This window comes from Pseudomonadota bacterium (assembly GCA_016711215.1).
In the GTDB taxonomy this organism is placed as follows: Bacteria; Myxococcota_A; Polyangia.
This window is the reverse complement of record JADJTL010000004.1, coordinates 148,635-162,200: the sequence shown is the minus strand read 5'-3', so window position 1 is coordinate 162,200 and position 13,566 is coordinate 148,635. Positions and strand designations below refer to the sequence as shown.

Annotated in this window: 10 protein-coding genes; 6 read left to right on the top strand and 4 right to left on the bottom strand. The window is 73.0% G+C overall.

Annotation, left to right across the window (positions count from 1 at the left end):
* The first annotated feature begins 39 nt into the window (after positions 1 to 39).
* The 5 genes from truA to IPL40_12685 all read left to right on the top strand — a co-directional run bounded on the left by truA (position 40) and on the right by IPL40_12685 (position 4,537).
* Positions 40 to 780, top strand: a complete 741-nt coding sequence (truA, locus tag IPL40_12705; protein ID MBK8482011.1) for a tRNA pseudouridine(38-40) synthase TruA — start codon at positions 40 to 42, stop codon at positions 778 to 780.
* Positions 777 to 1,208 carry a hypothetical protein gene (locus tag IPL40_12700; protein ID MBK8482010.1) on the top strand — a complete coding sequence of 144 codons (432 nt, stop codon included), beginning with the start codon at positions 777 to 779 and terminating at the stop codon, positions 1,206 to 1,208. Before truA ends, IPL40_12700 begins: the two co-directional genes overlap by 4 nt.
* Positions 1,209 to 1,274: 66 nt before the next feature.
* On the top strand, positions 1,275 to 2,192 hold the full coding sequence (gene pssA / locus IPL40_12695; GenBank protein MBK8482009.1) for a CDP-diacylglycerol--serine O-phosphatidyltransferase: 918 nt from the start codon (positions 1,275 to 1,277) through the stop codon (positions 2,190 to 2,192).
* A gap of 4 nt (positions 2,193 to 2,196) precedes the next feature.
* On the top strand, positions 2,197 to 4,017 hold the full coding sequence (locus IPL40_12690) for a S1 RNA-binding domain-containing protein (protein MBK8482008.1): 1,821 nt from the start codon (positions 2,197 to 2,199) through the stop codon (positions 4,015 to 4,017).
* Between the two features lie 58 nt (positions 4,018 to 4,075).
* Entirely contained in the window at positions 4,076 to 4,537 is a 462-nt protein-coding gene (locus tag IPL40_12685) for a hypothetical protein (GenBank protein ID MBK8482007.1), read from the top strand.
* Here IPL40_12685 and IPL40_12680 read toward each other — a convergent pair.
* Together IPL40_12680 and IPL40_12675 are read right to left on the bottom strand one after the other, a co-directional pair.
* Positions 4,486 to 5,928 (bottom strand): outer membrane protein transport protein, encoded by a 1,443-nt coding sequence (locus IPL40_12680; GenBank protein ID MBK8482006.1) that lies wholly within the window; start codon positions 5,926 to 5,928, stop codon positions 4,486 to 4,488. The genes IPL40_12685 and IPL40_12680 overlap by 52 nt on opposite strands.
* Positions 5,918 to 8,194 (bottom strand): hypothetical protein, encoded by a 2,277-nt coding sequence (locus tag IPL40_12675; protein MBK8482005.1) that lies wholly within the window; start codon positions 8,192 to 8,194, stop codon positions 5,918 to 5,920. The genes IPL40_12680 and IPL40_12675 overlap by 11 nt, the downstream gene beginning before the upstream one ends.
* Positions 8,195 to 8,366: 172 nt before the next feature.
* On the opposite strand from IPL40_12675, the gene IPL40_12670 reads away from it, so the two are divergent.
* Complete coding sequence (locus IPL40_12670; protein ID MBK8482004.1) at positions 8,367 to 9,011, top strand: lytic transglycosylase domain-containing protein; 645 nt, start codon at positions 8,367 to 8,369, stop codon at positions 9,009 to 9,011.
* A 22-nt stretch (positions 9,012 to 9,033) separates the two neighbouring features.
* Here IPL40_12670 and IPL40_12665 read toward each other — a convergent pair whose 3' ends face one another.
* Both IPL40_12665 and IPL40_12660 read right to left on the bottom strand, forming a co-directional pair.
* Complete coding sequence (locus IPL40_12665) at positions 9,034 to 10,968, bottom strand: hypothetical protein (protein ID MBK8482003.1); 1,935 nt, start codon at positions 10,966 to 10,968, stop codon at positions 9,034 to 9,036.
* Complete coding sequence (locus IPL40_12660) at positions 10,961 to 13,522, bottom strand: Hsp70 family protein (protein MBK8482002.1); 2,562 nt, start codon at positions 13,520 to 13,522, stop codon at positions 10,961 to 10,963. The genes IPL40_12665 and IPL40_12660 overlap by 8 nt, the downstream gene beginning before the upstream one ends.
* Positions 13,523 to 13,566: the final 44 nt, after the last annotated feature.

The window sequence follows — 13,566 nt, the reverse complement described above, 5'->3', positions numbered from 1 at the left end:
GACGCGCTGGCCTGCCCCGCGCGCGCCGACCCGACCGCTATGCGCAACATCCGCCTGACCATCGCCTACGACGGCAGCGCCTATCACGGCTGGCAATACCAGCCGCGTCAGCCGACGGTGCAGGGCGCGATCGAGGCCTGTTTGCAGCAGCTCACGCAGCAGCCCTGTCGCGTGCGCGCGGCGGGTCGCACCGACGCCGGCGTCCACGCCCTAGGACAGCTCGCGAGCTTCACCAGCGAAACGGCGCTGAGCTGCGCAGCCCTGCGCCGCGGGCTCAACGCGCTGTTGGCGCCAGACATCGTCATTCGCGGCGTCGAGGACGTCGACCTCACCTTCGACGCGCGCCGCGACAACCTGGGCAAGCACTACCGCTACGCGATCCATAACGCCCGCCGCCTCGAGGCGCCCTTGACGGGGCACGCCTGGCATCTGCGCCACGAGCTCGACGCGACCGCGATGGCCCGCGCCGCCTGGTCGCTGGTCGGCCACCACGACTTCTCGGCCTTTCGCGCCGCCGACTGCGATCGCCTCGACACGCACCGCACGATCTCCCGCGCCAGCATCGCCCGCGGCGATGGACCCGAGCTGCTGCTCGACATCGAGGGCACGGCCTTCCTCAAGAACATGGTGCGGATCATCGCGGGGACGCTGGTCGAGGTGGGCTGCGGCCGCATGCCACCGGCGCGGATCGGCGAGCTGCTGCACCAGGGCGACCGCCGCCGCGCCGGCCCGACGGCCCCGGCGCATGGCCTGACCCTCGTCAAGGTCCACCTCGGATGAGCCTGCGCTTGCTCGCCCGAGAGGCAAGCCTGCTCTTCTTCGGCACGCTCGCCAGCTATCTGGCCCACGCTGCCCTCGCTGGGCGGCTCCTGAGCTGGATCACGCGGATCGGCGTGGTGGACGCCGCGCCCTGGCTGCAGGTCGCAGTGGGCGTCGCGGCGCTCGACGGCAGCAAGCTGCTCGGCTTGCTCGCCGTCGCCTGGGTCATCGGTCCCCTGCTCGTGTCACGCCCCTGGTGCGCGGCGACGGCGCTGCTGCTGGCGGGCCTTGCCCTCGAGCTCGCCGTCAACGCCCTCTTGCAACAGCTCCGCGGGCTGTGGACACCCTGGCCGCTGGCCGCGACGCGCCTGGTGGCCGCGGCGTTGCTGCTCTGGCCGCTGGCCGCGCTCTTGCGCCGCCGTCGCCCGCGGGCCGCGCCGGCCGACTAGCCCCGAGCAAGCGCCCCGGGCCAAGGGCCCGCGCCTGTAGTAGAGTGCCCGCGTGAGCACCCGTCGATGAATTTGCGCAAGACGTATTTCATCCTGCCCAATCTGTTCACGCTGGGGAATGTCTTCTGCGGCTTCTTCGCGCTCACGCGCTGTGCTGGCGCCGCGCGGATCGAGGAGCTCTACGAGGCCGCGCTCGCGATCTGCTTCGGCCTGATTTTCGACCTCTTCGACGGCCGCGTCGCGCGCCTCACCCGCACCCAGAGCGAGCTCGGCCTGCAGCTCGACTCGCTGGCCGATGTGATCTCCTTCGGCGCGGCGCCGGCGATGCTGGTCTACAAGTGGGGCCTGACGCAGTTCGGGCTGGCGGGCGTCTTCATCGCCTTTCTCTTCGTCGCCGCCGCCGCGCTGCGCCTGGCGCGCTTCAACGTGCTGACGCAGCACGAGCAGCAGGGCAAGGCGGGGCGCTACTTCCTCGGCCTGCCGACGCCAGCCGCCGCTTCGATGATCGTCGCGCTGGTCGTCGTCCACTACCGTATCGGCCGGATCGGCGGGAGCTACCTCGTCGTCGGTCAGAGCACGATCGCCACGCTGGTCGTCATCCTCGCCTACCTGATGGTCAGCCGCGTGCGCTTTCGCAGCTTCAAGGACATCCGCCTGACCAAGCGGACGCTCGGCCTGCTCTTCGTGGTCGCGCTGATCTGCGCCATCATCATCGCCCGGCTGCGCGCGTCGTTTATTTTCGTCTTCCTGATTTCGTGCTACCTGGCGCTGGGCCTGACTGAAGAGGTCTTCCACTATGCGGCGGAGCGCCGTCGCGAACGCCGCGAGGCCAAGCTGGCCGCCGGAGAGCCCTTGACCCATGACGAGCTGGACGTGCTAGAGGACGAGACGGACGTCTTGCGCGCGCTGGGCTTCGAGCGCCCCTCGTCGTCCGCGACGGGCGCAGACGAGGGCGGCGGCGGCCCGCTCGTGCGCGAGGACTGACACCATGAGCTTCGCGCGCTTCCTCAGGGCGACCCGAGCTACAGAGCTCGAGGGCCTGTCCGAGAGCCTCACCGAACACGCGGCGACCCTTACCGCCCGGGGTCACTCGGCGGCTGACCTGCTGAGCCACTACGGCGACGACTTCGGCCACCTGCCGGTGGAGACCCTGCGACGCCTGGTCACGACCTGCCGCCTGTGGCGCGCCTGGCGCCAGCGTCGCAGCGCGATCGAGCAGAGCCGCCAAGAGGTCCGTCAGCCGCCCCTCCCCGCGGCAGCGTTGGACGCGACCCAGACGCCGGACGAGCTCGATGCCCTGCTGCGCGTGGCCGCGCTGCTGCCCCTCGCCGCTTCGCGCCCGGTACCGGCTGACCCCGCGCCAGGGGCTGCGGCGGAGGGGGTCGCGGCCGGGGAGGGGGCCGGTGAGGCCGACCCTGAGGCCGACCCTGAGGCCGACCCCTCCCTGCGGGCGCTCTACGCCGGCCTCGAGCTCTGGCGCGCTTGCCTGGGACTGACGCGCCAGCGGGGCACCGTGCGCTGCAGCGCGCTCGAAGGTGGCGATGCCCGCGCCGCCGCCACCTTCGACGTCCACGTCGGCACGAGCCTGGCGCTGACCGAGCGCGCGGGACACCGCTGGCTCGCGCTACGACGGGGCGAGCGCGCCCGCGCGTTGGCACTCGCGCTCGAGCTGCCGCTGGACGAGCTGCTGGCCCAGGCGGCCCTCTACCGAACCCAGCTCGGGCCCGCGGTCGAGGAGCGCAGTGATGCCTCGCTGCTCGCGGAGCTCGTGCTCGACGAGCTGCCGCGTCGCGTCTTCGCCCTGCTCGACCACGAGGCCGAGCAGGAAGCGATCCAGACCGCTTGCGAGAGCCTCAACGGCCTGCTGCGTACGGCGCCATTGCCGGCGCGGCGCCTCGGCGCGCTTTATCTGCTCTCGGGCGGCGCGCCGACCGTGGCCGTGGTGATCGTCGAGCGCGAGGGCGACCTGGTCGCGCAACACCTGCTCAAGGCGCAGGGCCAGTGGCAAGACAAGGCGCTCGCGCTGCTCCAGGAGCACGCGGTCAGCCAGGTCGTGCTGCCGACCAGCACGCCGATCGCCGAGCTGCTCAACAGCGTCGAGGCGCCCTTCTCCGCCGCCGGGCTGCAGATCGTACGCATCCGCCCCGCCGCGCTGGCTGAGGCCCGCCAGCCGCTGCTCCAGCCGCCGCTGCGCCTCGGCACCGCGGCAGCCTCGGCGCTGGTGCTGGCGCGTCGCGCGCTCGATCCCTTCAAGGAGTGGTGCGCTGTCGATCCGGTGGGCATCGGGCTCGCCGAGTACCAGGCCGACCTCGACACCGAGCGCCTGCGTGCGGCGCTGACCGAGACGGTCGAGCTCGTGCGCCTGGAGCGCCGCCGCTCGCGACCGATGCAGCCCGGCGCACCGGCCGCCCGCGGCCAAGCGTCGATTGCGCGGCTCAACCCCCACGTCCGCTCCCTCGGCGATCTGCGCGCCGGGATGACGGTGCATGGCGTCGTCACCAACATCTCGCACTTCGGCGCCTTCATTTCGATCGGCTTGCCCCAGGAGGGGTTGGTCCACGTCTCCGAGCTCTCCGACGAGTTCGTCAGCAACCCCAGCGAGGTGGTCACGATCGGCAAGCAGGTCACGGCGCGCGTGCTTTCGATCGACAGCGCGCGCGGCCGCATCGCGCTCAGCCTGCGCACGCAGGCGCGTCGTGGTGTGGCAGAGGGCCCCGGCGCACGGGGCGGCGCCGGCGGCGGCGACCGGCCCCGGCCGAGCACGCGGGCGGCGGCGCTGGCGAACCTCGAGCGCCTGTTCAAGAAGTAGCGCGGGCGCAACCGCTCAGCTCATGGCCGACGCCTCCCCCACCCAACGACTCGACGGCATCGCGCGCGCGCTGGCGCTCGGACAGAACCAGCGCCACATCCTCGTCTGCGCCGAGGCCAAGGTGGCGCGCTGCGCGACGCGCGAGGAGGGGCAGCGCGTCTGGAGCTACCTCAAGCGGCGCCTCCACGAGCTGGGCTTGAGCAGCAAACCACCGGGCTGGGGCGGCGGTGAGGCGGTGGCTGCCGAGGCGGTGCTCGCGACGCCAGCGGGGCGCGGCCACGTGCTCCGCAACAAGGTCGACTGCCTGCGCGTCTGCGAGCAAGGGCCAATCGCCGTCGTCTACCCCGAGGGCATCTGGTACCGCGGACTGAACGTCGAGGTGATGGAGCGCATCATCCAGCAGCACCTGATCGGCGGCTCAGCGGTCACCGAGTACGTCTTCGCCCGCGCTCCGCTCGGTTGCCCCGCTCAGAAGCTCAGCTCCACACCGAAGCCGATCGACTCCGCCGACGGCACATAGCGCCCGATCGGCGAGGGCAGGTCGAAGCTCTGCTCCAAGGCTGTCGTCGGGTTCGGATTCGGGGCGAAGCGGCTCGACCTGATGTCGCGGCTGGCGATGACGTAGTGCGAGAACTCGCCGTAGAGCCGCAGCCAGCGCAATACGTCCCAGCTCACGCCGGCACTGAGCACGATGCGATGCGCGTCGATGCTCGTCGGCGTGACGAACTCCTCGGGCCGCGTATTGGCGCCGTACTCGATCCGCAGCCCCACCGTCAGCTCAGGCAGCAGGCGGTAGGCCCCGCGCAACGCGAGCAAGTAATAATCCGTGCGCCCTTTCGTCAGGACGACGTCCTTGATCAGCTCGGTGTTGCTGCGCCGCACGATGCCGATGATCGTGCGCGTCGTCGACAGGTCCATCCAATGCAGGTCGACGCCGAGCTCCAGGCGCGGCAGGGGTAGGATCGCGAGGCCGGCCGTGACGATCACCGGCATCCGCACCGCCAGATCGGCGTGGGCGCGCAGCGGCGGCAGCGCGACGCCCGGCAGGCTCTGGGCGACGAAGCTGGCGATCGCGGGCGGGACCTTGACGCTCGTGTCGGTGGGAAGCTGCATTTCCCCGGCGTTCTGATGCACGCCGACGCCGAGGCGCAGCCACGGGAGCGGCGCCAGCAGGACCCCTGCCGTCAGCCCCAGGCCCCAGCCGAAGCCGTCGACATTCACCCGGCCGTCGTTGGCCGGGTCCTCCCGCGCGAAGGGCGCGTTGATCGGACAGGTCTGTGCGCCGAGCCGCGCGCAGATCACCTGGTTGGTCCGCGCGCCGAAGTCGACGATCAACCGATGCCGAATCAGCGCGCCGGCGACGTCGAAGCCGAGGGCGAGCGAGAGCCAGGGCGTCACGCGATAGGCCGCGGCCGCCGTGATCAGGAACTCGCCGAGCAAGGGATCGAGCCCGTGATAGCGCGTCGACGAGGGGCGCCCCTGAGCGTTGTACGACCACTTGACGCCGTCGATCGTCGGAATGCCAAAGGCGAGGCCGAAGCGCCAGTCACGCAGCCCCGCGTCGGTCACCAGGGCGAAGGTCGGCCGGGCGCTGGCAATCGTGAACTGCGCCTCCGGGTAGTACGAGCCATCGAAGAGGCTCGGGCTCGCGCGCTGGTAGCGCACGCTGGTGCTGTAGACCCCGGTGAAGAAGAGCGCGCGCGTTCCCTGCAGCAGCGTCATCGCCGCGGGGTTCCAGTAGACGGCGGAGGGATCTGCCGCCGCCGCTCCAGCGAAGATCGTGCCCACTGGTGAGGCCTGCGCCAGCGAGCCCAAGCCTCCGCAGAGCAGCACCGCGCCCACCAGCAACGCGCTGCGGCGGCGACGCCAAGACGATGGGGCAGACGCTCGAGCGCCCGCGCTACCCTTCATCGCTGCTCGTTCGAAGACGAGTGGCACGGGCACGACTCGCTCGGACGCTGGTCGGTCGGAAATGGTCCGCTCCCCGGCGGCGTGCGCGCCGCTGCGCCCCGAGCAGTAGACCGGCAAGGAGCAGCAAGGCAAGCCCGGAGCGCGAGCCAGCGCCCTGCCCTGCCAGCGCGCAGCCGCCTCGGTCGATGACGAAGCCGCGGTCCGCCGACGTCACGTTGCCTGCCTGATCGCGCACGAGCACGCGCAGGCGATAGACGCCCTCACCCCCAACGGCGAGGCGCGCGCTCTGCGCGCCGCTGGACAGCCGCTCGGCGCGCTTCAGCTCCGGCGCCCCCCCGCCATCGGGCACGCGCCAAAGCTCGGCGCTGAGCTCGAGCTGCTCGACGGGCGTGCGGTCGTCCGCGCCGCGGAAGCGCACGGAGGCCACGCCGTCGGCCTGTAGCGCGCCCGGGGTCGAGGTGATCTCCAGGGTCGGCGGTACGGCGTCGACGGTGAGCGGCAGCGCCAGCGGCGTCGGATCGACGTTGCCGGTCAGATCGACCGCGCGCACCTCGATCAGATGGGCGCCGGCGCCCAGGGCCAGCTCGGCCTGCGCGCCGAAGCGCGGTCCGCTCCAGGCCCCGCGGTCGACCCGCGTCTCGAAGCGCAAGAGCGGGGCCGGCGTCGCGTTATCCGAGCCAGCGAGCGCGAGCGTCAGCAGCCGCGGACCGATCAACGGGACCCATGGCGAGGTCAGCGCCGTCTCGGGTGGCAGGCTGTCAGGCGCGGTCGGAACGACGGGATGCGCGTCCGCGTGGAGCGCCAAATAGCCGTCACCGACGAAGACGTGCTTGAGCTCGAGCAAGAAGCGGCGCGCGTCCACGACGACGGGGGAGAGCGGCAGCGCGGCGAGGCGCGCCTCGAACAAGGGCACCACCACCTCGGCGATGAAGTCCTGCACCCGCGCGGGATCGAGGGCGAGGCCCGGACCGGACTGTGGCTGCACGAGCAGGCGCGTCAGGCCAACAGGACCGATCGCCAGGACCAGCCCGTGCGAGAGGGGATCGATCCAGGGTCGAGCGGCGCCGCTGGCGTCGGCGTGCACGGTGAAGGACCCGCGCCCCGCGCCGGGCAGGGTGGCCGAGACGATCAGCTGCATCCCCTCGAGGCGCAGCTCGGCACCGCGCCCCACCGAGAGATCGATCCGCGGGGGCTGCGCCAGGCCGACGGTGAAGGCGAGCTGCGTGCCCACGGGCAGCCCAAGCGCGGCGACGAGCAGCTCCGGCGAGCCGACCACGCGCGAGAAGAGCGCGGAGGCGCTGTCGAGGCAGAGATGACCGGCCGACCAGGCAGTGTAGAGCGCCTGGTTGAGCAGGCCATCGCTGATCGCCACGGCGTACATGGCGCCCGTGCGGTCGGTGGGTGGCGGCACGGGCCGCGCGCAAACAGGCGGGGCGGGGGGGCGCAGGGCGGCGACGGCACAGCGCGGTCCAGCGTTCGTCGACAGCTCGAAGGAAGCACTCGCCTCGGTCAGCAGCGCACCACCCGCGCTGCTCGCGGCGACGACCTCGGTGCTGAAGGCGATGCCTTGCGCCTGCCCCGCCAGGGTCGCCGCCTGCGCCAGCCAGGTCTCCGTCAGGCGCGCCGCCTCCCCGCGCGCGAAGCGCTCGAGCCAAGCGCGGAGCTGCTCGACGGTCTGCTCCTTCAGCGCGCCGACCGCCTGCGCTAGCAGCTGCAGCGTGTCGCAGCCGGCGAGCTGCGCGTGACTGCCAGCGCCGGCGGCCTCGACCCGCACGTTGCTCGGGGTGAGCTGCACGCGATCACCGGCGCCGCCGACCGTGAGATCGAGCGTGAAGCGCAGGTTCGGCAACACGACGTCGGCCTGACAGGTGACGCTGCCGAAGCCGGCGTAGGGATTGACCACGGTCAAGGGGCTCTGCACGTTGACATCGAAGGCGCCGCTGAGACGCAGCACGTCTCCGACCAACGCGACGTCGAGCTGGCGGATGGCGATCGCGCGCGGCACCGTGGGCAGCTCGATTCGCGCGTCCGCCGTGGTCAGCGGCCAATCGAAGACGACGGCGGCGATCGCGGGCAGATCCACGGTCGGCGGCAACGCGGCCCGCAGCGCCTCGGCCATAAAACGCAACCCGGCGTCGTTGACCCGCACGGCCAGCCCGCGCTCGCAGCGCAGGGCGCGCGCCGTCGCAGGCAGGCTGATCAGGGCCAGCGCGAGCATCACGCTGGCGCGGGAACTCGATCGTCGCGGCATCACGGACGGTGGCAAGAGGCGCTCCGAGGCAAATCCTGGTCCATGCGCTCAGCAAACGATGTGCCGGAGGGCCAATGGCCTGGGATGTGCCGATATCTCTCGACTGCTTCGCTTTCGATGGCGGTGCTGGCGACTCGGCTAGCCAGGTTTTGTTGACCGTGCCTACCGCCGCTTCCATGCTGCGGTGATGCGTTCGGCCAACCGCGCTGGGAGGAGCGGGCTTGCGCTGCTGGTGGCGGCCAGCCTGGCAGGCTGTGCGACCTCGCAGCGGGCCCGGGGGCCCGGCGCAGGGTCTGAAGCGTCGGAACTCGCGGCCCTCGAGCGCTTGGTCCAGCAGTCCTGCGCGCGACATGCGGTCGATCCGGCGCTGGTCCGCGGGGTGATCGAGGTCGAGTCGGGCTTTCGCGTCGACGCACGCTCCTCGGTCGGCGCCCGTGGGCTGATGCAGCTGATGCCACGCACCGCCGCCGCGCTGGCCCTGCGCCTGCGCTGGCCTTCGCCGCAGCTCGAGGATCCCGCCTTCAACATCGAGGCCGGCACCGCCTACCTCGCGCGCCTGCTGCAGCGCTTCGACGGACGCGTCGACCTGGCGCTCGCCGCTTACCACACGGGACCGAGCCGGGTGCAGCGCTGGGTCGCACGGGGCACCCTGCTGCCCGGCTACAGCCGCCGTTACATCGGCGCCGTGCTCGCCGCCCGTGACCGGCTCCAGGGCCCGCTGGACCAGCTCGCGAGCGCTCGCCGACCCGTCGACCTCGACCGTGCCGGGCTGCGCGCGCTGCTGCGCCAGCGGCTCTATGGTCCCCGCGTCGATGAGGTGGCGCCGCCCTGATCGCTCGACGCCGACGAGGCCTTCAGCGCAGGGGTGGGCGTTGGCGGCGCGCGAACCAGGCGCGATATCTGTCCATGCGCTCGCGCTGCTCGGCCGGCGCGTGGCGCTGGCAGGCCGCGAGCTCGTCGCCGCTGGCGCCCCAGCGCAGCTCGACGCAGTCGTTCGGGTTGTAGGCCAGCTCGAGCGCTTCGCGGCGCGCGATCACGGTGGCCATCGTCAGCGGCTGGCGCAGGCCATCGCTGCGCTGATAGCTCAGTTCGGCCGCGGCCAGCTGCTGGGCGAGTAAGCGCTCGAGCGCGGCCCGCACCGCCGCGGCGCTCTCCCCCGCCGGCCAGGCGAAGCGCTTGGCGTGCCGCGCCACGTAGGCGGGGAAGCCGATCGTCTCGTCGATCGCGATCAGCAGGCGCAGGTCGCGGGCCGGCGTCGAGAAATCCTCCCACGGTCCGCGCGTCTCGAAGATGCGGGGCCCCGCCGGCATCGCGACCACGGGCCACCCTTGCTGCTGCAGGTAGCGCTCGCCGGCGGCGACAGCCTCGACGCGCTCGAGCATCAGCTCGTGCAAGGCGCGAAGGCGCTCGAGCAGCGCCTCCTGCGGCACGAGTGGCCGCGGATTGATCAGCCGATCCATTCGCGCGTAGAAGGCCTCGGTGCCCAACTGGTATTGCTCGAGCGAGGGCGGCACGAAGGCCTGCTCGCGGCGGAGCGCCTCGTTGGTCAGCGCGACCAGCGCGCCGTCGACCAGGCGCAGCGGTCTGAAGGCCTTGAAGCCGCCCGCGCCGCCCTCGGCCCCCGGCACGAAGAGAAAGGCGCCGCGCCAGAAGCGCTTGCGCCCGACCGAGAGATCCGGATGCCCATCGATCGCGTAGAGCACCCCGCTCCCCGGCGACCCCTGGGGCTGCCAGCGCGCCACCACCAGCAAATGGCCGTAGGGGTCGACGTAGACCGCGCCCGGCCGCAGCGCCGCGCGGGTCAAGGGGAGGGGATAGAAGTCCGTCGCATCGTCGTCGCCGGCGGTGCGACCGGCCCCCGAGTGGACGAGGCTGACCTCCTGCCGCAGCCAGCGCGAGAAGTCCTGCGCCGCGCTCGCGCCGACCAGCGGGGCCGCACCTGCCACGGGCGCTTGCAGCGGTCCGCAGCGCGCCGGCCGGGCCGCGCCACCGCGGTCGCAATGCCGTAGACCGAAGGGCAGGCCGAGTTTCCAGGCGAAGTAGGCCCGCAGGAAATACGGCAGATCCGCACAATCCGGCTCGGCCACCACGGCTCGCTGCGGATCGGGGCCGTCCTCGCCCAGCCCGAGATGGTTGTGGAGCCAGTTGCGCTGAGAATCACGCAGCACCTGATGCAAGGGCGACCAGCTCGGCCGCCAATTTTCTCCGGCGTCGGCCGGCGCCGCGAAGAGGTGCTCGACCCAGGCGGCGTAGAGCGCCTCGGTGGCCCAGCTCCACTCCGCCCGCAGCGGCCAACGCGGATGGACGGCGGCCTCGAGACCGCGAGCGGAGCTGCTCGAGAGGCGGGCGGGGCGCGCGCTGATCCGCAGGGTGGCGCAAATCAGGGGCTCGTCGGCGGCGCTGAGCAGCGCGAGCTGAAGCGGCGCGGCCGTGGCAGCAGGAAGCTCGGCCGCCCACCAATGGGGCGGACCACCGCCCTTGGAGGTCGCCAGCCGTTGCCAGCCGGCTGGCCCCAGCAGCGCCAACGCGGCGTGCGGGTAATCGCGCTCCGCGGCCGCGAGCAAGCGCAGCGGGTCGCCGATCCGCGGACTGCGTGGTGAGACCCAGAGCACGCGCTTGGCCCGTGGGCGACAGCGCAGCCGGCCTCGGGCGTCGACCGTGGCAGCCGTCGAAGACCTCGGCACCACCGCCAGGCACACGAGCAAGGCGGCGAGGGGCAGCAGCGCCGGCGGCAGCGGTAGGGAGGGAAGGCCGCAGCCGGCCCCTCGGCTTAGCCTCGGCTCAGTCATCGCGGCGGGTCAGCTCCACCGCGCTCTCGTCACCTGACGCGCCGAGGCTCGCCGCGCCGTGGACGCCCGCAAGCTGGGGATCGTGAGCCAAGGGCTCGCGCCCAAAGAACGCGGCCACCGCATCCTGCACCAGCGGGCTCAGGGCACCGCCACCGCAGAGCACCACGGCGCTCAAGGCGTCGGAGGCGAGCCCCGCCTCGACCAATACGCGCACCACCACGCCCAGCGAGCGATCGACGACGACGCTCGCCAGCTCGCTGAGCTCCTTGCGCGTCAGCCGGTAGGCCAAGCCCATCGAGTGCTGCGCCTCGGCCAGCAGCTCGGGCTCGAGCAGCTCACCCGCCACGACCTGGACCGCATTGCGCTCGCTGAGCTGGCACTTCGCGTCCTCGCAGGCCGCGAGCAGCAGCTGCCACGCCGCCGGACGCGCGCGCAGGTCGATGCCGGTGGCGCGACCGAAGCGCTCCGCCACCCGCCCGGCCAGCGCGCCGTCGAGCAGCATCGAGCCGACCCCCGTCTCACTGGCCATGCCGAGGACGCGCCGCTGCGCCGGCGGTCCCGTTTGCAGCACGGAGAACTCGAAGCCCGAGCCGCCGAGATCATAGACCGCCACGACGCCCGGATGCTGATCCAGTCCCCAGGCGTGCAGCGCGGCCCACGGGGCGTCGATCAGCGAGAAGCGCGCCCAACCCGCCTGCCCCGCGGCCTCGGTCAAGAGCACGCGCTGCCGACGCGTCAGGCCGAGCGGCACGCTCACCACGGCGTCGGTGATCGGCTGGGCCAGCGCCTCGCTGGCGACGGCACGCAGTTGCGCCAGCAGCAGCGTGACCAGCCGCGCGGCCGATAGCTCGCGCCGATGAGCGTCGAAGACGAGCTCCTCGTCGCGGCCGCCGCGTGCCGGTAGGCTCGCCGCGTCGAGCAGACCCTCGCGCTCCGCTTGAGCCTTGGAGAGCCCCAACAGGCGCGTAAAGTGCGCCACCGTCTGCTCGGGGTGCTCGCCGCGCAGTTCGCGCGCGTCCCAGCCCAGGACGACCTCATCGCGCTGCGGGAAGCCGACCACGACGGGCAGTGCGCGCCGGCCCTCCGCGTCGCCGAGCAGCTCCATCTGCCGCCGCATCAAGCCGACGCGCGCGTAGGTATTGCCGAGGTCGACGCCGACCGTGAGCGCCGGCGCCCGGGCCGAAGCGCGAGCCGCTGGCGCCGAGGCACCGGTCGCCGCTCGACTGTGGTGCGTCGGCCGCGCGGGCCGCGTGCGCGCGCGCTCGTCGCCGGCGCCACCCAGGGGGGGGACCGCGGGGCCGGCGATCGCCCGCAGCTCGGCGCTCTGAGGCCGAGGGGACGGCGCTGAGGTCGGCGCCTCGGGGGGGGGTGGCGCGGCCTCGGCGCGGCGCGGCGGGCGCGCGGGCCGCACACGCTCGGAGGTCGGCGCCTCGCCAGCCGGGCCCGCCGTCGGCCGGCGCCGCTTGCCGGGCTGCGTCGGCGGGGCATCGCTCGCCGCCTGCTGGCCGGCCGACGAGGGCGTGCGGAAGGCCTGCCGCTCGCTTGGTCGTAGAGCCGGTTGCGGCTCCTCAGGGGTGGGGAGCTTGCCCTGCTCCGCTGCTGCACCCCCGAGGCGCACGGAGGACCGATGCGGCCGCGGGGGCGACCCGGCGGGTTCGACGGCCTCGAGCGGCGCCGCCAGCGTGGCGTCGGGCAAGGCGGGCAAGCCATCCCAGAGCGGCAGCGCCTCACCCTCGACGGCGGCGAGCGGGCCGCCGGCCAGCGCGGCCAGCAGTCCCTCGGGCAAGAACAGGTCATCGAGCTGCGGCTCGCGCGGGTCGGGGCCCTGGCCCTCGGCGGCGAACGAGGGCGCCTCGGCCTTCGCGGTCGGAGGGCGTGGCGTGGGCGAGGGCGGCGCCGCGTCGGCGTCGTCGGGCCGCCGGGCTGCCGCCACCCGCTGCAAGGCGTGTTGCGTGCCGCGCGCCAAGGCGCTCAGGGCGTCGAGCAGCCAACGCGGGTTGCCCGGCGCATCGGCCGCCTGCAGGCGCAGCCGCCCCTCGGGGCCCTCGAGGCGCCGACCGGCCAGCGCGAGCGTCGACCCGTCGGGAAAGGTGATCTCGATCTGCGCCGCGCCCGCGGCTGCGGCTGCGGCCGCGGCCTCAGCGACGGGCAGGGCACGCGCTGACGGTGCACGCTCAGCGGCCGGCAGGTACGCGTCTGGGTGCGTCGGGACGCGTGCCTGCGCTCCCGAGGGCGCCCGGGCGGGAAGGCCGAGGTCGATGTCGATGTCGCCCAGATCGTCGTCGGAGCTGCTGCGTGCTCCCGCCGGTGGCGGCGGCGCCCTGGGCGCGTCCAGCTCGGCGGAGAACGCGCCAACCGCCGGCGCTCCCCCGACCGATGGGCGCGTGGTGCGCATCGCCTCACGGCTGACCGTCGGCTCCCGTGAGACCGACTCGGCCAGACGCTGCCAGAAGCGACCACCCGCGTCGCGTCGTGCGCTGGACGCGCGCCGCCCATAGCGGTTGACGATCTCCGCGACCGGGTCAGGTGAGGACTTGTCTCGCTCTCGGCTCATGCGCGCTTGGCTGGCAACCTGGCCGAGTATAGATCAGGCCCCGA